Below are 19,092 nucleotides of genomic sequence, written 5' to 3' on the forward strand. Positions count from 1 at the left end.
TGGACTCCCGACCGTACGCCCCCCGCGACCGGATGCGAGTGAGCGCTCGATCCCCCAGACTGCGGACACGACACACAACACCCGAACCGAAGGAGTGGGCATGCCCCGTTACCGCGTGATCGACCCCGAGCAGAACGTCATCGAGGAGAAGGAGTTCGCCGACGACACCAAGGCCTACGACTGGTTCAAGACGGTCGAGGTCCCCGAGGACACGCTCGGTTACGCCATGGAGGTCGACATGGACGGTGAGTGGACGCGCTTCGAGGTCAACGACGGCGGCACCAACACCTCCCCCGCGGCCGACGAGGGCACGGGCGTCGCCTGACCTGACTCGACACTGCTCAGGCCACGTAGCCGAGCCTGACGGGACGGCTCCCCACCGCGTCGAAGCGGGGGGAGTCGGCCCGTCGCGGTCGTGAACTAACAGTCGCAACCAGACCGTCGTAGCCAAACCGTCCTAGCGAGCCCTCGTAGCCAGACCGTCGAAGCGAGCCCTCGCGGCCAGCCCTCGTGATCAGCCGGTCGGGGCCGACCGTGCGAACTCGACCACCGAGTCGAGGTCGTAGCTCCCGGCGGTGGTCCCGAGTCCCTGGGCCACCTGGGCCGCCACGGCGCAGCCGAGGACGGCGGACCCCCGCAGGTCGTGGCCGAGGTGGCGCCCCACCAGGAAGCCGGCGGTGAACGAGTCCCCGCAGCCGGTCGTGTCGACGACGTCGATCGAGAACGCGGGCACAGACAGTGCCTCGTCCGCAGTGACGACGAGGGCACCGTCCGCGCCGGCGGTGAGCGCCACGCACGAGACACCCAGGTCGATCAGTGCGCGGGCTCCCTCGGCCAGTGAGTCGACCCCGGTGAAGCCGCGGACCTGGTCATCGTTGGGCAGCAGGTAGTCCACGTGCGGCAGAGCGTCCGCTATCCACTCGAGCATGCCCGGGTCGCCGTCGGCCAGGATGTCGACCGACGTGGTGACGCCCTTCGCCCGGGCGCGGGCGAGCAACTCCCCCGCCGCCGGGCCGCCCAGGAACTCGGGCCCGCCCAGGTGCAGATGCGTGAGCCCGTCGAGGGCACCGTCGTCGATGTCGTCGAGGGTGAACACGCCGTTCGCGCCGATGCAGTGCCATGCCGGCCGGTCCCCGTTGGGGCGAACGGGGATCACCGAGGCGGACGTCTGTGCGTCCGCCTTGGTCACCAGTCGACCGGTGTCCACCCCCTCCCCGCTCAGCAGGGTCGTGAGGGTTCGTCCGATGGAGTCGGCGCCGACCGCACCGATGCTGCGGACCCCGGCCCCGAGGCGGCTGAGCACCACGGCGGTGCCGCCCGCGGTCCCGGCCGGCGAGAAGGCGATGGTGTCCACGAGGGCCCCGGCGGAGCCCTCCGGGATGGAGTCGATACCGATCGCGTGGACGTCGAGGACGTGCACGCCGACCGTCGCGATGGTCATGGATGAGATGTCGGTCATCGAGGGTTCTCCTTGGTGGTTCCGTATTCGAGGGTGATCGCCTGGGCCACGGCGTCGTGTTGCTGCGCCTCGGTGAGGGGTCGCGGCGCGCCCACCCCACTCGCGCGGACGTACAGGGCCGCCAGCCACTCCAGCAGCAGCGCGTTGTCGAGGGCCTTGGCGAGGGAGGACCCCACCGCCACGGAGCCGTGGTTGGCCATCAGGACCGCCTGCCGGTCGCGCAGGCCGGCCACGACGAGGTCGGCGAGCTCGGGGGTCCCGAAGGTCGCATAGGGCGCCACCCGGATCTCGCCGCCCAGCAGGAGTTGCTGGTAGTGCAGCACGGGCAACGAGTCCATCCCGGAGACGCAGGAGACGGCGGTGGAGAACGGGGCGTGGGTGTGGACGACGGCGCCCGCCTGCGTGCTGGAGTAGATACCCAGGTGCAGCCCGAGCTCGGAGGTCGGCGCGAGTCGGCCGTCCACGTGCTCGCCGGTCGCGCTGACCACGGTGACGTCCTCGGCGCGGCAGTCGGCCAGGACCACTCCGGTGACGGTCACGGCGATCCGCCCGTCGTCGAGCCGTGCCGAGACGTTGCCCGCGGTGCCGATGAGCAGCCCCTCGGCGGCCAGTCGCCTGGCGGTGGCCGCGACGTGCTCGCGGGCACGGGACGACTGCTCAGGTTCCCGTGCCGACTCCGTCGTCGTCATTCCCCACCGGCCTGGTCGATACCGCGCTCGGCGTGCACGACGTCCTCGAGCGTGGACATGGAGCTGCGGAACTGGGCGGACAACGACTTCCGGAGAACCGGCGCGATGAGGCGGCCGAGCGGTCCGGCTCCGACCCGGCAGTCGACCCGGTAGGTCATCAGTGTCGCCTCGTCCGCGATCGGTTCGAAGCGGAAGGTGTTGACCATGTCGTGCAGCGGCGCGAATCCGGTCCCGGAATCGACCCGGAGTGATCGAGGTTCGATCGTCCTGACCGTCCACTCGGATCGCGTCGTGAGCGGCCCGACGGTCCGGTTGCGCTCGGAGTAGGTCCCGCCCACGGTCGCGGCGCCGTGGTGGGCCGTGACCTCGAGAGCCCCGTCGACCCACTCGGCATAGCGGGAGGTGTCGTCGATGACGGCCCAGATGTCCTCGATCGGGGCCGAGAGTCGTTGCTGTACGGAAACGGTCAGACGTGTCACGAGGGTCCTCCTGATTGTGCGATCACTGCTCGGGCGGCGGTCTCCCCGGAACGGACCGCTCCGTCCATGTAGCCGTTCCAGTAGTCGGAGTGTTCGGCTCCGGCCCAGTGCACGCGGCCGAACGGGCGGTCGCGCCAGCGCCCGAGCGACGTCAGGACGCCGGGGCCCAGGACCGCGGACGGGCCACCCCGGGTCCAGCGCTCCGCGGTCCAGTCCTTCTCGAAGTAGCCGGCAGGCGCCAGCGCCGCGGGCCCGACCACCCGGGCGAAGCTCCGCAGGACGGCTCCACCGCGCTCACGCGCGGACCGTGGCGCCCACGTGCGCCACCCCGCGCCCCCGACGAAGCCCATGAGGATCCCGGGTGCGCCGCTCGGCGGAGTGTTGTCGAACATCGAACACACCGGGGAACTGCCGCCGCGGAAGACGCCCTGGCCGGAGAGTCCGTCCTCCCGCCAGAACGGGCGCTCGTAGATCGCCTCACACTTCATGAGCGTGCCGAACGTCATCCTCCGGAACAGCGCGTCCTGGTGGGCGGGCAACAGCGGGCTCCACTCGATCTCGGCCGCCAGGTGGGGTGGCGCGGTCACGATCACCTGGTCCGCGTCCCAGGATCCCGCCTCGGTGGTGACGGTGACCCCGGTGGCGTGGTGCTCGATCCGCCGGACGGGGGCGCCGAGGGTGACCGCGTCGCCGAGCGTCTCGGCCATGCGTTGGGAGATCAGTTGGGAACCGCCGACGACACGGGATTCCTGGGCCCCGCCCGTCACCCCGATCATGCGGTCCAGTGCACCCGGGAACGTCTCGTCACCCGCACCCGCGACGTACGCCAGGCCGAACAGCGCCGAGGCCTCCGACGCCGGCGCCCCGAAGGCCGAACCGAGGAGGGTGTCGATCAACTCGACTCCGCCGGCACCGACCGAGCCGCGCCGCAGCCAGGTCGCGAGGCTCTGCGCATCCAGCCGGTCCGCGTCGGGGTGCTCCCACGGGGCGGCCACCGCGACCTCGCCGCTCGCACGGGCCAGGCGCGCGGTGGCCAGGGCGATGTCGGGTAGTGCCAGACGGTCCGGCGGGATGTCGCCGCGGAACCGCCGACTACGCGAGCCGTGGACGTACACCGTGTCGCCGTGCGAGTTCGCGGGGAAGGTCGCCACACCGAGTTCGTCCGCCAGTCCCAGCACATGGTCCTGGGTGGGCCCGACGAACTGTCCTCCCGCCTCGACCACCTGCCCGTCGTCGAGAACGTGGTTGAGTGTGCGTCCGCCGACGCGGTCCCGCGCCTCGAGCACCCGGACCGAGCGACCCGCCTCGACGAGCCGGCGCGCGGCGACCAGCCCGGCCAGTCCCGCACCGACCACGATGACGTCGGCCCCGGGGCTCACTGGCCGTCGCTCGGGGTCCGGCGCGAGGCGGTGGCGGTGGCGGAGGCGGAGGCGGTCCGGGCGACCAGCCGGGTGTGGAGGACGCCCACCGCCTCGAGGAGTGCATCCCGGGCGGCGTGACCCACTCCGGTCGCGTTGATCAGACCGTGCACGTGGCCGCTGTGGCGACGCAGGGTGACGTCGACGCCCGCCTCGGCCAATCTGGCCGCGTACCGTTCGCCCTCGTCGCGGAGCACGTCGAATCCGGCCACCACGACGTAGGCCGGGGGTGCGTGACCGACGTCGCCGGCGAGCAGCGGCGAGACGCGCGGGTCCAGGGCCTGGTCGGGATCGGCGAGGTAGTGGGACTTGTACCAATCCATCTGCGCCTCGGTGAGGAACAACCCTTCCCCGAACAACTCGTACGACCGGTGTTTGGTCGACAGGTCCGTGACCGGGTTGAACAGCACCTGCAGGGCCGGCGGGGTCCATCCGGGGGCCCGGTGCAGTGAGAGCACCGCCGCCAGGTTGCCGCCGGCGCTCTCGCCGCCGATCGCGATCGCCCGCGGATCGAGGTCGTAGTCCTCGGCGTGGTCGACGATGTGCCCGAACGCCGCGAGAGCGTCCTCGAGTCCCGCCGGGAACGGGTGCTCGGGCGCCAGCCGGTAGTCGATGGAGATGACGGTCAACGGGGTGTGCGCGGCGAGGAAACGGGACACGGCGTCTCCCGAGTCGAGGTTCCCCAGGACCCAGCCGCCACCGTGCAGGTACACCAGAGCGGCGCTCGGACCCTCGATCCCCGCGGGCCGGTACAGGCGCGCCGGGATCGGGCCGTCCGGTCCCGGGATGGTGAGGGAACGGACGGTCTCGACGGGGGTCTCGTGACCAAAGACGAAGGCCTCACCCGCGATCTGTTCCCGCCCCCGGTCCAGCGGCAGCTGTTCGAAGGTCTCTGACACACCCAGGTTCAGCAGTCTCGTGCCGACCTGGGCCTCCAGGTTGAGCTGCTGTCCGTCGATCCGTACGGGCGGGCCGGCGATCAGTCGCTGGATCGGGGCGGGAGCCGCGCCGATGAGGCGGATGACGTGGCGGAGCGCGCGTTCACCGAGAGGTCTGTGGGGAGGGTTCATCAGCGTATCGATTCTGGGAGTCCGAACTGAAGGTGCGACTACCGTATGTCGAACTTGGACGTACGTCCAGTACTTTCCGTGGATTCGCCGCCCTCCCTCGCGGGCCACCTCCGCACGCGACCGGATCGCCCTGTGACCACGCGGCGACTCCGGCACACCCGGGACCGAACCAGTCGATCCGACCCCGAAACTGGACGCCCGTCCTAGACTCGGCGCCATGAGTCAAGGCCCACGGGGGCACGCGGACGCCGCCGATGTGATCGTGATCGGCAGCGGGTTCGGTGGCGCTGTCAGCGCTCTCCGCCTGGCCGAGCAGGGGCGATCCGTCCTGGTGCTCGAACAAGGTCGTTGTCATTCCCCCGACGACCTCCTGGCCGCCCGCACGGACCCGCGCAGGTACCTCTGGATGCCCGGGCTGGGCCTGCGCGGCTTCTTCTGGCAGCGGGTGCTCCGGCACGTCGGCATCATCGGCGGTGCGGGAGTGGGCGGCGGCAGCATCGTCTGGGCCGGGGTACTGCTCGAGCCGAAGGACGAGTTCTTCACCGACATCGCCTGGCCCGCGTCCGCGGCCGGTTGGCGCGCCGAGCTGGCCGAGCACTACGGGACCGCCTCGCGAATGCTCGGCCGCGAAACCACCCGCCACGTCGGCGAGATGGACCGGCACCTCGAGGCCACCGCCCACTCGATGGGCGCAGGAGAGACGTACGGTCCCACGCCCATGGCCATCTGGTTCGGCGAGGAGGGGGTCTCGGTGCGGGACCCGTTCTTCGACGGCGAGGGGCCCGACCGCACCGGCTGTCGCCTCTGCGGCGCGTGCCTGGTCGGCTGTCCCTACGGCAGCAAGAACACCCTGGACCTCAACTACCTGTGGCTGGCCGAGAAGCGCGGCGCCCGCATCCGTCCCGATACGCGCGCGGACACCATCGCGGAACTACCCGGCGGCGGTTACGAGGTGCGCGCCGCCGGCGGCGAGCGGTTCCGCGCCACCGAGGTCGTCCTGGCCGCCGGCGTCCTGGGCACGGTCGAGTTGCTCTTCCGTTCCGGCGAACAGGGCCTTCTCCGGCGCGTCTCGCCGCGGCTCGGCGAGCGCGTGCGCACCAACTCCGAGGCCATCACCGCGGTCCTGGCCGACGACCCCCACGCCGATCTCACGCGCGGCCCCACCATCTCCAGCGAGTTCTACCCGGACGCCACGACCCACGTGACGCAGAACCGCTACGTCGGTGGGTGGCACATGCGGTTCCAGCTGGGCCCACTCGTCGACGGCGAGGACCCGGCCCGGCGTCGGCGGGCTGCACTGGCACGGCTCGCGCGAGCGCCGTGGCAGCAACTGCGGGTGATGGCCGCCCGCAACTTCATCGAGCGACTGAGTGTGTTCACGGTGATGCAGAACGTGGAGAACGAGATCCGGTTGGTGTTCGGCCGCTCGCCGGTGCGCCCGTGGCGTCGAGTGCTCAGATCGCGGGCCACGGACGGCGCCCCGGCCCCCAGCTATCTGCCGCAGGCCAACGAGGTCGCGCGGCGGTTCGCGGAGTCGGTGGGTGGGCGGCCGCTCAACCTGCTGTTGGAGAGCGTGGGCGGCAAGTCGATCACCGCGCACGTGCTCGGTGGCGCATCGATGGGCGAGTCGGCGGCGGACGGTGTGATCGACACCGACCACCGGGTCTTCGGCCATCCCGGCCTGTACGTGGTGGACGGTTCGGCCATCCCGGCGAACGTCGGCGTCAACCCGAGCCTGACGATCACCGCGATGGCCGAGCGGTTCGCCGCCCGCTACCGCGTCCGCGGCGCAGCGGCCCCGTCCTCATCCGCGCCCTTACCCGGGCCCGCCCGGACGATCGGAGCCCCATGACCCAGCCCCCTCCCGCTGAACCCTCTCCCACCGCGCCCCTCCCGAGCTCACTCGGAACGCTGCGGAGCCTGTTCACGCAGGCGACGCCGGCCGCGACCCTGCCCGAGCCCGGCGACTACCTCGTCACGTTTGTCGGCCCCGCACCGCTCAAGGTGATCGCGCCGCGCGCCATCGCGATGGGCGGGATGCCCGGGTGGCGGGGCAAGCGCTTCGCCGCCGGAGGCACCGCGGTCAATCTGCTCGACAACGGCCGCGACGCCGTGCGCGAGACCCTGCCGATGCGGGTGACGCTGGAACCCTCGTGGCTGGACGGGCGGCCGGCGGTCGTGTGCTCGTACGGCTCCGACGGGCCCGTCCCGTGGCGCTGGGTGCGCGACGAGTTCCGCGCGCTCGACGAGCGCCGCCTGCTGGGGCTGACGTTCGTCGGCGGGCCGTGGTCCAAGGCCGCCGCGGCGCCGCTGCTCCTCACGCGCCGATAGGCCGGGGCGGAACAGCCTCTCGGGACGCCGTGGCGCGGAAGCAGGACCGCCCCGGGGGGCTCATCCGTTGCGCCGGGCACTCGTCCGCTACGCCGGGCGCTCGTACTTCGCGGCCAGCCCGGAGAGCGTCTCGGTGATCCCGGCGGCGTTCTGGTCGGCCACACCGATCTTCTCGAAGACCTTGCCGATCTTCGAGGGCCGGGGGTCGAAGCTCTCGGTGACCTCGGTGGTGTCGGCCGTGATCGGGGTGAACTCCCAGCGCCAGCGGTGGCCCGCCGGATGCTGCCACTCCACCACCTTGCGCTCCGCGGTGTCGACGTGGTCGGTCACCGTCGAGGTGATGCGGTACGGGACGCCGTACATCCGCATCTTGGTGGTGAACTTGGCGCCCTTCGACAGAGCGGACGGGCCCTTGACGTTGTCGCGGACTGTTCCCGATCCGTCGACGAGGCCGTGCTTGCGGGGATCGTTGACGAGCGCGAACAGCTCATCGGCGGGGGCGTTCACGGTGACGCTCCGGGCGACGACGCGGGGTCCGCGGTCGACGGTGGTGATGGTGGCCATGGGTGATGGGTCCTTTCGAGGGTTGTCCGGGACGGTGACAGGTCGAGTATGACGGCGGCGACGGGTCGTCAGTGCGCTGACCGCCCTTCCACGTCACGCCACAGTTCGGCGACGCTCCCCAGCACGACCCCGATACCCGCGCCCATCACCATCCAGGTGGCAAGGTCCGGGGCGCCGACGATCACGAGGCCGAGGACGGTGCCCACCCCGGCCCCGTAGATGAGCCCCAACCCGACCAGCGGGCCCGCCGCGTGTGACCTCATGACCCCACGGTAGTCCTCAGGCGGTCGCCGGTTGGTGGCCTCTGAGAGATCATGCGACTGCCTTGAGACCGACTACCCCACCGACGATCATCAGTAGGAAGACCACCTTGAGCGCTGAGACCGACTCGACGCCCGTGGCCATGGAGTAGAGAACGGTCAACGAGGCGCCGATGCCCACCCAGAGCGCATAGGCGGTGCCCACGGGCAGCTCGCGCATCGCGTACGCCAACCCCGCCATACTCACGACCAGTGCTACTCCGAATACGACGGACGGGCCCGGTCTGGTGAAGCCGTCAGACCTGCCCAGCGCGGTGGCCCACACCGCCTCGAGGATCCCCGAGAACACGAGAACCAGCCATGCCATGACGCCCCTCCTGCGGGCCGTCTTGTCGCACACCGGGTACGGCACCCCTCGTCCGGAGGCCCCGTCATCGGGGCGCTGCCATCCAGGCTGTCACATCGTGAGGGGCGTCGACTGACACGAGCCCCGACGTCACCTGGCGGACACGCCACCCGGCGCGGCCGACTGCGGCATCATCTCCACTGCGATATCTCTACGGCGACATCTCTACTGCGATCCCCTCCGGACGACCGGACCGGGCACCCCTCGAAAGGACTCACCTTGATCACCCTCACCGTCCTCTACGGAACTCCCGACGACGTCGAGAAGTTCGACAAGCACTACCACGAGACGCATATCCCCCTCGCCCGCGCGGTGCCGGGTCTCGACGACGCCAAGGTCACGCGCTTCCTGCCCGGTCCGGACGGAGCCGCGCCGGAGTACCACCTGATGGCCCAGCTCATGTTCGCGGACGCCGACGCGATGGGCGCCGCGATGTCCACCGACGAGGGCCTTGCCCTGGTGGCTGACACCGCGAACCTCGGGATCACCCCGACGATGCTGGTGGGCACCACCGAATAGGTCGTGCGTCACTGGTCGGCGGCGCGTCACGCCACGGCGGGCCGGTACTGCATGGTCACCTCGGCGAGCGGCCGATCGCCGTTGATCAGCTCCAGTCGCACCGGCGCACCTCCGGGCTCGTCGTAGAGGCGGATGCCGTCGCCCAGCAGGATCGGCGCGACATGGAGATGGATCTCGTCGATCAGACCCAGCGCGAGTAGTTGTCGACCGATGTCGGCGGAGAAGATCTCGAGGTTCTTTCCGTCCGCGGCCTCGAGCCCGAGCCTCACCGCCTCGGCGACATCGCAACTGATGATCGTCACGCCGTCGGCGTGGACTGCGTCGTGGGGATGACGGGTGAGCATGAAGACCGGCCCTGACCACAGACCGCCGTAGATCATGCTGACGTCCGGATCGACGTCGTAGCCGGAGCGCCCGCAGAGGATCGCACCGGTCGTCGCGGCGTAGGCCTCGACGATGCCGGGGGTGTCGTCGATGCCCTCCATCATCCAGTCGAAGCTGTGATTCGGGCCGGCGACGAAGCCGTCGAGGGTCATGGTGAAGTGCCAGAGCACCCTGCCGGAGCTGGTCGGCCCATCGGCGGCTCGGAGGTTCGGCGCGAACGTCACACCTGCGGGGACCTGGCTTCGTGGGGTGTCCATGATGGGCTTCCTTCCGGAGGGGCGAGTCGAGCGTCTCACCTCTTGCGACGCTACGCCCACCAGTGAGGTGAGTCAACGGGCTCACCTCTATGGGATAGTGGCCTCATGACGCGCCCACTCCCCGAGTACCACCAGAAAGTCGCCGCGACCAATCGCACGGCGATCCTCGACGCGGCCACGGCGCTCTTCCTCGACTCCGGCTACGACCGGACCTCGCTCTCCCGCGTCGCGGCCGATGCCGGGGTGTCGAAGGCGACGTTGTTCAAGCAGTTCGCCACCAAGGCGCAGCTGTTCGAGACCGCGGTGCTCGCGGCGGGTGGACCACGCGGGCGCGAGGTCATCGACCCACCGGCCGGGAACTTCTCCGAGGGCCTGGTCGACCTCGGATGCACCTACGCGGAACTGCTGCGTCGACCGCAGATGATCGCGCTGATGCGGGTCCTGGTGGCCGAATCGCCCCGGTTCCCGGAGCTCCGCGAGCGGACCTTCGACTTCGGCACCCTGCCGGTCCTCTCCGCTCTCCGCCGCTTCCTCGAGGCCCAGGATGACGCGGGCACGGCGACGATCGACGACCCGGACGTCGCCTCATCCCAGTTCCTCGGCATGATCGCCACCACCGTCTTCTGGCCGTACCTGGTCCACGGCGACTGGTCGCTCACCGAGGCAGAGGTGCGGAAGGTGGTGGACGAGGCCGCCCGGACGATCACGGCGCGATACGCCTCGCCGTCGTCGTGACGGGGCAGTTCATCGTGACGGGGTGGCCGACGCCCCCCACGTCCCCAACCAGATCGCCTTCAACGCGGAGAGCATCCGCGCCGACTCCGCCTCGGTCGACTCGAGCGACCGGTCCTTGTAGAAGGCCATCACGATCATGTCGGTCAGCGTCGCGATCAACGCCCCGTGGTCGTCGGACAACGGGGTGATCAACCCGGCCTCCGCGTCCCTTCCCATCTGCGCCGCGAGTTGCCCGTTGAGGCCGGCGACCAGCGTCGTCCACCGGGTCCGGAGCTTCTCGTCGTAACCGGTGGCCTGGACGCCGGCCACCATCACCCGACCGTGGACCAGCCACGCGGCGTGGGACGCCCCGAAGAGCCGGTCGAAGTAGTCGGCATGCGACTCACCGGCTCGTCGGAAGTAGCTGCCGATGGCCTCCGCCCAGTCGTCCCAGGCCAGGCCGACCAGCTCACCCAGGACGGCGTCCTTGGACTCGAAGTAGAAGTAGAAGTTGGGCCGCTTGATCCCCGCGGCCTCGGTGATGTCCTTGACCGAGATCTCCGGCGCCGGCATCTCGCGCAGGAGTCCCTCGAACGCGTCGAGGATCATCTGCCGCTGCACCTCGCCGCGTGGGACCCGCCTGCGGCGCCCGCCGTCAGCAGCGGTGGAAGCGGCGGTGGAGGTGCCAGTGGAGGTGTCGGTGGAGGCGCCGGCAGATGCGTCGGTGGCCACCAACGCGGGAAGGCCGGAATCCATGGTCGTCATCCTATTGCCCTCCCCGCCGGGCGCCCGGGCCAGCCGGGCGCCCGGCTCGCTCACGCGACCGGAAGCGGATCGCGGGACTGATCCAGGGTCAGACCTTCGAACCGCCCCGACTCCCACCAGTCCTCGATCATGTTCCAGAAGTCGATCTCGGACGAGTTGTAGACGTCGCGGAACACCGCCTTGGTCACCTCGCCCTGACCGTTGTAGTACCCCGGCGTGCACGCGCCCCAGTAGGCCTCGCGGGGCTCGTTGGACCGGCGCACCTCGGTCACCCAGTCCGCCTCGGCCTCCGCGGTGGGCTCGAAGGTGCCGAGGTCGTCGTCCAGCAGGTGCTTGACCAGTCGCGCGGCGTGCCGCGCCTTGCGGTCGAGCATGTAGACGAAGTTGACGTAGTACGCCGTCTGACTCATGCCCAGCTCGACGAAGTTGGGGAAGCCGTGGGTGAAGAAGCCGTGGAAGGTCCGGGCGCCCTCGGAGAAATACTCCTGCATCGACCGGCCGTCGCGTCCGATGACGTCGTACCCGTAGATGCCGGCCGGACCGGATCCGGTCTCGAAGCCGGTCGCGAAGATGATGCAGTCGACCTCGTAGTGCCGACCGCCCACCATGATCCCCGTGGCGGTGATGCCGTCGATCCCGGTCGGCGCCGCGGCCAGGGTGACGTTGGGCCGGTTGAAGGTCTGCAGGTACTCGTCGTTGAAGCACGGCCGCTTGCACATGTACCCGAACCACGGCTTGAGCCCGTCGGCGGTCGACGGGTCGGTGACGATCGAATCCACGCGCGCATGGGCGCTCATGAGCAGCTTCATGTCGGCGATCTCGGCGACCGCCGCCTGATCGGCTGCCGGGAGCTCACCCACCGGAACGTCCACCAGGGGCTGACCGCTCAGCTCGGGGAACAGGTGCGTCCACCCGTCATCGACCAGGTTCCCCTCGACCTGGTGACCGGAGATGATGCCGTTGAAGTTGTCGTGACGCTCGTACTGCCAGCCCGGCTGCAGCGAGGCCTTCCAGTCCGGGTCGGTCTTGCGGTTGTTGCGCGGCTGCACGACGCTCGGGGTGCGCTGCACCACGACGAGCTCCTCGGCGTCCTGCGCGACGTAGGGCACCACCTGCACGCCGGTGGCGCCGGTGCCCACCACGGCGACTCGCTTGTCCCGCAGGTTCTCCAGGTTCCCGGCCGGCGATCCGCCGGTGTAGCCGTAGTCCCAGCGGCTGGTGTGGAAGATCGTGCCCTCGAAGTCGCCGATGCCCGGCACCTTGGGTAGCTGCGGCTTGGTCAGCGCGCCGTTCGAGCGCATGAGTACCCGGGTGCGGAACCGGTCGCCGCGGTCGGTGGTGACCTCCCAGCGCTGCGCCTGCTCGTCCCACTGCGCGTGCGTGGCGCGGGTCTGAAAGTAGGTCTTGTCGTAGAGGTCGTAGTGGCGACCGATGCGCTGGGCGTGCTCGAAGATCTCGGAGCCGTCGGCGTAGCGCTGGCTGGGGATGTACCCGGTCTCCTCCAGCAGCGGCATGTAGATGTGCGATTCGACGTCGCACTGCACGCCCGGGTAGCGGTTCCAGTACCAGGTGCCGCCGAAATCGCCGCCGTATTCGACGATGCGGAAGTTCGAGATCTCGTTCTGCGCGAGGTAGGCGCCGGCCGTGAGTCCGCCGAAGCCGCCGCCCAGGACGAGCGTGTCGAGCTCCTCGGTGACCGGCTCGCGGTGGATCGGCGCGGAGAACGGGTCGCTGTCGTCGACCTCCAGCACGTCGGACAACCCCTGGAACTGGGCCAGCTGGTCGGGTCGGATCCGCTTCTGCTTGTCCACGGCAAAGCGCTCGCGGATCCGATCCGGATCGAAGTCGATATCGAGAGGGAGATTGGACTCGGGGAGGGTGAAGGCCATGCTGCGTCCTTTGCGAGGGGATTCGTCCACCGGAGAGGGAACCGTGGACGGCTTGTTGAACATACTTGACGCGGTGTCAAGCTGTGACCTAAGTTACACATTTTATGTGATCGGTGCAACACTTTCTTCCGGGTCCAGGGTCGAGGTCGGGGCCGGATTCCGGGTTCCCATCCCGCCTCCGGAGCCCGCTTCCCCTGGGTACGGTGGCCCCACCATGACCCCTCACCTATCCCCTTCGAGCTCTGTGCGGCCGCGGGATCCCGCCCACCCGCTGGCGGTGGCCGTGATCGGCGCCGGCGCGATCGGGGGCGCGGTCGCGGAGTCGCTGGTAGACGGCGCCGTCCCCGGGGCGCGACTGATCACGGTGCTCCGCTCGAGCAGCACGCAGGATGAGGTCGCGGCCGCCATCGAAGCCGCCGACGTGCTGGTCGAGGCCGCCGGTGTCGAGGTCGCGGAGGAGCTCATCCCTCGCATCACGCGCGCCGGCAAGGACGTGATCGTGTGCTCCTGCGGGGTGTTCGCCCGGCACGACAACCCACGCGACATCGTGGCGGGCGGCGCGGGCCGGGTGCTCGTGCCCGCCGGGGCCGTGGGCGGACTGGACGTGCTGGCCGCGGCGGCCAGGGCGGGGACGGACGAGGCCGCCCTGCGCCACTTCACCATCAAGAGCCCGGCGGCGCTGGGCGTCCACGGACCCCTCGGTACCCCGCGCGAGGTCTTCCGCGGGTCGGCGCGCGAGGCGGCCCTGGAGTTCCCCCGCACCTCCAACGCCTCGGTCGCGCTCGCACTCGCGACGATCGGACTGGACCGTGTCGAGGTGATCGTGGTGGCCGATCCCGAGGTCGAACGCACCCGCCACGTGGTGGAGTGGGAGTCCCCGGTGGGCCGCTACGACATGAGGTTCGAGAACGCGATGGACCCCGACTCCGGCGGCCGCACCTCGGCGATCACCGCCTGGTCGGTGGCCGAGGTCCTCAGTGCGGTCGCGGCCGGGGCCGGTCCCGGGGTGGTGGTCGTGAGCGCGGCCCGACCGGTGGAAACCACCTGAGCAACGCCCTAGGGTATGGGTCCCAGACGACTCGAGAGGTGTCCCATGACACACGCACGACCGTCAGATCCCGATCCCGCCGATACCCCGGACGTCGACAGCGCCGGATCGCCGGACGGAATGCAGACCCCCGCTTCCGATTCCACCTCGATGCAGTCCGACAGCAAGACGATGAAGCAGAGTCCGACACCGTTGCCCTCCAAGAAGGGGGCGTACATCTCGATCTTCGTCATCGCCCTCATCGTCCTCCTGCTGGTCGTCGGGCTCGCGGGTTACGCGTTCGAAGTGTTCTGACCCATGTCCGCCGCGTTCGACACCGTGATCATCGGAGCGGGCAACGCCGGGGTCTCCCTGGCGGCCCGCCTACGCAGGGACGGCCAGCACAACATCGCGCTGGTCGACCCGAGTCCCGTCCACCGGTACCGACCGATGCTCAACTACGCCGCGACCGGCCTGGCGCGGATGGGGCGGTATGAACGCGCGATGTCGAGCGTCGTCCCCGCCGGCGTACAACTGCTCCCCCACCTGGCCGGGCGGGTCGACACGGACGCCCACACCGTCACACTCGGTCCGCGCGACGAGGGCCCCACGGTCACCTACGACAATCTGGTCGTATGCCCCGGCCTGACCCCGCGGTGGGACGCGATCCCCGGCCTGGACCGGGCCTACATCGACGGGTGGGCGGTATCCGCACACGTGCCCGAGTACGCCGGTCGCGCATGCGCGGCGCTGGTCCGGGTGCGCGAGGGAACCGTGGTGTTCTCGGTGCCACCCGAACCCGCCTCGTGCGGCGGGACCGTACTCAAGGCGATGTTCCTGGCGTGCGACCGCTGGCGGCGCGAGGAGGTGCTCGATCGTATCGACGTGCACCTGGTGACCCCGTTCCGCGGGCTGCTCGGACTCGATCCGTGCGACTCGCGGCTGCAACCACTCATCCAGCAGTACGGCATCACCGTCCACGACGAGTCGGAGGTCGCCGCCGTCGATCACCACGCGCGAACCGTCACGCTCGACGGCCCGGTCCCGGCCACGATCGAGCACGTCAACCTGGCCTACGTCACGCCCCTGAGTCGCGCACCGAAGTTCGTCGCGGAGGCCGGGTTGTCCGACGGCGGTGACGCCGGGCTCGTCGAGGTGGACCCCCAGCTCCTGCGCCACGCGCGCGTCGACTCGGTCTGGGGCCTGGGCGACGCAGCGACCGTCGGCACCCGCCCGTCCGGTGGGGCGTTGCGGTCCCAGGTGGCGGTGGTCGCCGACAACCTGCGCGCGGCCCGTGACGGCGGCACCGTGGCACGGTACGACGGCTACACGATCATCCCGATCGCCGTGAGCCGTGACCGGCTGATGCTGGCCGAGCACGACCGGGATGGCGTGCCGGCACCGTCCGTTCGCGGGATCGACCTGACGGTCCCCAGGCGCTCGACCTACGCGTTCGACCGGTACCTGCAGCCGGTCGTCTACTTCCGCAAGCTCCTGCGGGGTCGGGTCTGACGCGACCCCGCAGGCCGGCCTGGCCCGACCCCGAGTTGTTCAGTGCGTGGCCAGGTCGATTCCGTCGCGTCGCGCCCGCGGCAACTCGCTGCCCCGCTGCAGGTCCACCCGGACGTGGTGGAGCGTCCCGCCGCTGAACGCGAACGCGCCGCTGTAGGCCCCGCTCACGGCACTGCCACGACTTCGTCCGACGTCCATCGTCTCGTTCATGCTGAACATGGCCGGAGCGGTGACGGCGATCCGGCCCGATCCCACCTGCTGGCCGTCTACGAACAGCAGGAGTTCGGCGCCGGCGGCGATCCCACCGTCGTAGGCGAACTCGAGCTCGACCACATGCGTCCCGGCCGTCAGCGGTTCGGTCCCGGCGGCCTTACCGTTGCTGCGCCGGAAGAAGTTGTACTCGAAAGCCGGCACACCGTCGAGTACGTACAGCGTCATCCCACCGAAGCGGCCGCCGACGCTGAACACCACTCCCTCGCATCCGGCGGGGTCGACGACATCCACCGCAGCCGACAGCAGAAATCCCCGATTGAACAGTCTCGGCCCGGCCTTCTCGTTGAGCCCGTCCATGTGCGGATAGAGCGTGATCGACGTGCGCCCGGCCATGGGGTGCGGCGGCCGGTTGTCTTGCCCGGCCTGACGGCCCACGGTGCTGTGGTCCAGCGGGAGCACGTCGTACCTCGCGGCCTCGGCGATGAACTTGGTCTTGAGACGCTCAAGGACGTCCGGGTGCTCGGCCGATACGTCGCGGGCCTGCGACCAGTCGGTTCTGGTGTCGTACAGCTCCCACCGACTCTCTGCGAGGTCGGAGAGCTCGACGGAGGAGGCCATCAGCCACGGCGCCCGCTGAGCAGTCACGGCCGTCCACCCGTGGTCGTAGATCCCGCGGTTGCCGAAGATCTCGAAGTACTGGGTGGTGTGCCGATCAGAAGCCTCCCGGTCCGCGAAGGTGTACGCCATGCCCATGCCCTCGAGCGGTTTCTGGGCCACGCCGTCGACCGTGTGCGGCATCGGCACTCCCACGGCCTCGAGGATCGTCGGGGTGATGTCCACACAGTGGTGCCATTGGTGGCGCCAACGTCCGGGTTCGTCGATCCGTCCGGGCCAGTGGGCCACGAGGCCGTTGCGGGTCCCGCCGTAGTGCGAGGCCACCTGCTTGGCCCACTGGTACGGGGTGTTGAGCGCGAGCGCCCAGGCCGCGGGGAAGTGCGGGTACGACTCCGGCCCGCCCAGTTCGTCCCAGTGTGCGAGGATCTCGGCGGTTGTCGACGGCAGTCCGTTGAGGCCGGCGAGATAGTTGACGGCGCCTCGGTCACCGCCCTCGGTGGAGGCCCCGTTGTCGCCGAGCATGTAGAGGATCAGCGTGTTCTCGAGCGCGCCGGTGGTCTCGAGGTGGTCGATGAGGCGACCCACCTGGTCGTCGGTGTGCTCGAGGAACCCGGCGTAGAGCTCCATCAGCCGCGAGGCCGCGCGGCGCTCGTCGCGGTCGAGCTCGCCCCAGTCCGTCAGTCCGGGGGCCCACGGTGCCAGTTCGGTGTCCTCCGGCACCACGCCGAGCTCCTTCTGGCGGGCCAGCGTTCGCTCGCGCAACGCGTCCCAGCCGGCGTCGAACTCGCCGGTGTACCGGTCCCGGTAGGACTCGGGGACGTGCAGCGGCGCGTGGACGGCACCGAACGGCAGGTAGCAGAACCAGGGCTTGTCCGGGGCCACCGAGTCGAGACCGTCGATCCACTGGACGGCCCGGTCCACCAGATCCTCGGAGAGGTGGTATCCCTGATCCGGTGTCCGCGGCGGGTCGACCTGGCGCCGCCCGTCGTAGAGGACGGGGGCGAAGTGATCCGCCTCGGCGCCGAGGAAGCCGTAGAAGGTGTCGAAGCCCTCCTCGGTGGGCCAGCGGTCGAAGGGGCCGGCGGCCGTGGTCTCCCACGGCGGGGTCTGGTGCATCTTGCCGAAGGCACCGGTGGCGTACCCGTTGCCCCGCAGGACCCGCGCGACGGTGGCCGCCGAGTCCGGGCGGACACCGGTGTACCCGGGTGCGCGGGTGGCCATCTCCGAGATCACGCCCATCCCCACGCTGTGGTGGTTGCGGCCGGTGAGGGTGGCCGCGCGCGTGGGCGAGCACAGCGCTGTGGTGTGGAACCGTGTGTACCCTGCCCCGTCGCGCGCGAGTCGCTCCGCGGTGGGGGTGCGGCACGGCCCGCCGAATACCGACGACGTGCCGAAACCGACGTCGTCGAGCATGACGAGGAGCACGTTGGGCGCACCGTCGGGGGCGTGGACCTGCTCGGCGCCGGGGAAGGCGTCCTGCTGATATCGGCGATCCATCTCCGCAGCCACTCGCGCGGGCAGACGCCGGGCGGGCAGCGTGTGACGATCGAGACCGTCGTCGACCGGGCGGCCGGCCACCTCACCGGCACTCACGCCGGCACGTCCCCGACTACTGCTACGCGCTCCATCACCCGGCGGTTCGGGAAGTAGTCGCTACACGCGTAGTGCTGCGTGGCACGATTGTCCCAGAAGGCCACCGTGCCGGGGGCCCAGCGCAATCTCACCTGGAAATCGGGCATCTTGACCTGGTCGAGTAGCCGCCTCAGCAGTGCCTCGCCCTCCTCCGGGGCCACTCCGTCGATGCCCGTGGTGAACAGGCTGTTGACGAAGAGCGTGCGGCGTCCGGTCTCCGGGTGCGTGCGCACGACCGGGTGGTGTTGCGGCGGGTACTGCTCCTGCATCTCGGCCAGCTTCTCCGGTGACATCCCGAGCCCGAAGGACGGGGTGAAGTCGTGGGTCGCGGTGAGGCCGTCGATCCGGTCCCTGAGCTCCTGCGGAAGCGCGTCGTACGCGTTGCCCATGTCCGACCACAGTGTGTCCCCGCCGGCGTCCGGTACGTCTATCGCGCGCAGCACCGAGCCCAGGGGCGGACGCTGCTGCCACGACACGTCCACGTGCCAGATGTTCTCCATCCCGGGGTTGTCCTCACCTCGGTCGAAGCGCACGACTTCGGGGATCGCGCCCTGGTCGAGCAACGGGTGGACCTCGAGTTCACCCCAGTGGGCGGCGAAGTCACGGTGCTGGTGGGCGGTGAGGTGGTGCTGGTCCCGGAAGAACAGCACCTTGCGCTCGAGCAGAGCCCGCTTGAGTTCATCGATCTGAGCCGGGGTCGGTGACGCGAGGTCTACTCCCTGGATCTCGGCACCGATGAACGGCGTGACCGGACGCAGTCGCACGTGCTCGTAGGGGGCCACAGTGGTGCCGTCTGCGGTGAGCTGCATGCGCTTCGGTCCGAACTCGATCTGATGGTGTCCGATGGTGACCTGCATGACGTGTCCTTTCACGGCCTCTGTCGGGGCCT

21 protein-coding genes and 1 riboswitch are annotated in these 19,092 nt (G+C 70.0%); of the genes, 8 read left to right on the forward strand and 13 right to left on the reverse strand.

Going from position 1 to position 19,092, the window contains the following annotated elements; genetic code table 11:
- Positions 1 to 100 precede the first annotated feature (100 nt).
- Positions 101 to 325, forward strand: a complete 225-nt coding sequence (locus A6048_RS13360; RefSeq protein WP_107746015.1) for a hypothetical protein — start codon at positions 101 to 103, stop codon at positions 323 to 325.
- Between the two features lie 189 nt (positions 326 to 514).
- Here A6048_RS13360 and A6048_RS13365 read toward each other — a convergent pair whose 3' ends face one another.
- The 5 genes from A6048_RS13365 to A6048_RS13385 are packed head-to-tail and all read right to left on the reverse strand — an operon-like array spanning position 515 to position 5,115.
- Positions 515 to 1,459: a carbohydrate kinase family protein gene (locus tag A6048_RS13365; protein ID WP_107746013.1), complete on the reverse strand. Its 945-nt coding sequence runs from the start codon at positions 1,457 to 1,459 to the stop codon at positions 515 to 517.
- Positions 1,456 to 2,148: a class II aldolase/adducin family protein gene (locus tag A6048_RS13370; protein ID WP_107746011.1), complete on the reverse strand. Its 693-nt coding sequence runs from the start codon at positions 2,146 to 2,148 to the stop codon at positions 1,456 to 1,458. Before A6048_RS13370 ends, A6048_RS13365 begins: the two co-directional genes overlap by 4 nt.
- On the reverse strand, positions 2,145 to 2,627 hold the full coding sequence (locus A6048_RS13375; protein ID WP_107746009.1) for an SRPBCC family protein: 483 nt from the start codon (positions 2,625 to 2,627) through the stop codon (positions 2,145 to 2,147). Before A6048_RS13375 ends, A6048_RS13370 begins: the two co-directional genes overlap by 4 nt.
- Positions 2,624 to 4,006 carry a flavin monoamine oxidase family protein gene (locus A6048_RS13380; RefSeq protein WP_107746007.1) on the reverse strand — a complete coding sequence of 461 codons (1,383 nt, stop codon included), beginning with the start codon at positions 4,004 to 4,006 and terminating at the stop codon, positions 2,624 to 2,626. Before A6048_RS13380 ends, A6048_RS13375 begins: the two co-directional genes overlap by 4 nt.
- Complete coding sequence (locus A6048_RS13385; RefSeq protein ID WP_107746005.1) at positions 4,003 to 5,115, reverse strand: alpha/beta hydrolase; 1,113 nt, start codon at positions 5,113 to 5,115, stop codon at positions 4,003 to 4,005. The genes A6048_RS13380 and A6048_RS13385 overlap by 4 nt, the downstream gene beginning before the upstream one ends.
- A 217-nt stretch (positions 5,116 to 5,332) precedes the next feature.
- On the opposite strand from A6048_RS13385, the gene A6048_RS13390 reads away from it, so the two are divergent.
- Together A6048_RS13390 and A6048_RS13395 are read left to right on the forward strand one after the other, a co-directional pair.
- A complete protein-coding gene (locus tag A6048_RS13390; RefSeq protein ID WP_107746002.1) occupies positions 5,333 to 6,967 on the forward strand; it encodes a GMC oxidoreductase in 1,635 nt (544 codons plus the stop codon).
- Positions 6,964 to 7,446, forward strand: a complete 483-nt coding sequence (locus A6048_RS13395; RefSeq protein WP_107746000.1) for a hypothetical protein — start codon at positions 6,964 to 6,966, stop codon at positions 7,444 to 7,446. Before A6048_RS13390 ends, A6048_RS13395 begins: the two co-directional genes overlap by 4 nt.
- An 87-nt stretch (positions 7,447 to 7,533) precedes the next feature.
- Here the strand turns inward: A6048_RS13395 and A6048_RS13400 are convergent, their stop codons facing one another.
- The 3 genes from A6048_RS13400 to A6048_RS13410 form a co-directional block, all read right to left on the reverse strand.
- Positions 7,534 to 8,010 (reverse strand): SRPBCC family protein, encoded by a 477-nt coding sequence (locus tag A6048_RS13400; protein ID WP_107745998.1) that lies wholly within the window; start codon positions 8,008 to 8,010, stop codon positions 7,534 to 7,536.
- 68 nt (positions 8,011 to 8,078) lie between these two features.
- Positions 8,079 to 8,273 (reverse strand): hypothetical protein, encoded by a 195-nt coding sequence (locus A6048_RS13405; RefSeq protein ID WP_107745996.1) that lies wholly within the window; start codon positions 8,271 to 8,273, stop codon positions 8,079 to 8,081.
- Positions 8,274 to 8,322: 49 nt separating this feature from the next.
- Positions 8,323 to 8,637, reverse strand: coding sequence for a DMT family transporter (locus tag A6048_RS13410; protein WP_107745994.1), 315 nt, complete (start codon positions 8,635 to 8,637; stop codon positions 8,323 to 8,325).
- A gap of 11 nt (positions 8,638 to 8,648) precedes the next feature.
- Positions 8,649 to 8,716: riboswitch (guanidine-III (ykkC-III) riboswitch) on the reverse strand.
- Between the two features lie 179 nt (positions 8,717 to 8,895).
- On the opposite strand from A6048_RS13410, the gene A6048_RS13415 reads away from it, so the two are divergent.
- Entirely contained in the window at positions 8,896 to 9,195 is a 300-nt protein-coding gene (locus A6048_RS13415) for an EthD family reductase (RefSeq protein WP_107745992.1), read from the forward strand.
- A gap of 26 nt (positions 9,196 to 9,221) precedes the next feature.
- Here A6048_RS13415 and A6048_RS13420 read toward each other — a convergent pair whose 3' ends face one another.
- The gene (locus A6048_RS13420) at positions 9,222 to 9,836 is read right to left on the reverse strand and encodes a dihydrofolate reductase family protein (protein WP_107745990.1); all 615 of its coding nucleotides are present in this window, start codon (positions 9,834 to 9,836) and stop codon (positions 9,222 to 9,224) included.
- Between the two features lie 105 nt (positions 9,837 to 9,941).
- On the opposite strand from A6048_RS13420, the gene A6048_RS13425 reads away from it, so the two are divergent.
- Positions 9,942 to 10,571 carry a TetR/AcrR family transcriptional regulator gene (locus A6048_RS13425; RefSeq protein WP_107745988.1) on the forward strand — a complete coding sequence of 210 codons (630 nt, stop codon included), beginning with the start codon at positions 9,942 to 9,944 and terminating at the stop codon, positions 10,569 to 10,571.
- Between the two features lie 9 nt (positions 10,572 to 10,580).
- Here A6048_RS13425 and A6048_RS13430 read toward each other — a convergent pair whose 3' ends face one another.
- Together A6048_RS13430 and A6048_RS13435 are read right to left on the reverse strand one after the other, a co-directional pair.
- Complete coding sequence (locus A6048_RS13430) at positions 10,581 to 11,315, reverse strand: TetR/AcrR family transcriptional regulator (protein WP_107745986.1); 735 nt, start codon at positions 11,313 to 11,315, stop codon at positions 10,581 to 10,583.
- 50 nt (positions 11,316 to 11,365) lie between these two features.
- Entirely contained in the window at positions 11,366 to 13,204 is a 1,839-nt protein-coding gene (locus A6048_RS13435) for a flavin-containing monooxygenase (RefSeq protein ID WP_107745984.1), read from the reverse strand.
- Positions 13,205 to 13,418: 214 nt separating this feature from the next.
- On the opposite strand from A6048_RS13435, the gene A6048_RS13440 reads away from it, so the two are divergent.
- Genes A6048_RS13440 through A6048_RS13450 form a run of 3 tightly spaced genes read left to right on the forward strand, consistent with a single transcriptional unit; the run spans position 13,419 to position 15,743 of the window.
- Positions 13,419 to 14,252, forward strand: coding sequence for an aspartate dehydrogenase domain-containing protein (locus A6048_RS13440; protein ID WP_107745982.1), 834 nt, complete (start codon positions 13,419 to 13,421; stop codon positions 14,250 to 14,252).
- A 45-nt stretch (positions 14,253 to 14,297) separates the two neighbouring features.
- Positions 14,298 to 14,546, forward strand: a complete 249-nt coding sequence (locus tag A6048_RS13445; RefSeq protein WP_107745980.1) for a DUF6480 family protein — start codon at positions 14,298 to 14,300, stop codon at positions 14,544 to 14,546.
- A gap of 3 nt (positions 14,547 to 14,549) precedes the next feature.
- Positions 14,550 to 15,743: an FAD-dependent oxidoreductase gene (locus A6048_RS13450; RefSeq protein WP_107745978.1), complete on the forward strand. Its 1,194-nt coding sequence runs from the start codon at positions 14,550 to 14,552 to the stop codon at positions 15,741 to 15,743.
- Between the two features lie 39 nt (positions 15,744 to 15,782).
- Here A6048_RS13450 and A6048_RS13455 read toward each other — a convergent pair whose 3' ends face one another.
- The gene (locus A6048_RS13455) at positions 15,783 to 18,068 is read right to left on the reverse strand and encodes an arylsulfatase (protein WP_107746632.1); all 2,286 of its coding nucleotides are present in this window, start codon (positions 18,066 to 18,068) and stop codon (positions 15,783 to 15,785) included.
- 92 nt (positions 18,069 to 18,160) lie between these two features.
- On the reverse strand, positions 18,161 to 19,060 hold the full coding sequence (locus A6048_RS13460; RefSeq protein ID WP_107745976.1) for a TauD/TfdA dioxygenase family protein: 900 nt from the start codon (positions 19,058 to 19,060) through the stop codon (positions 18,161 to 18,163).
- Positions 19,061 to 19,092 lie beyond the last annotated feature (32 nt).

Source organism: Dietzia psychralcaliphila, assembly GCF_003096095.1.
Lineage (GTDB): Bacteria > Actinomycetota > Actinomycetes > Mycobacteriales > Mycobacteriaceae > Dietzia > Dietzia psychralcaliphila.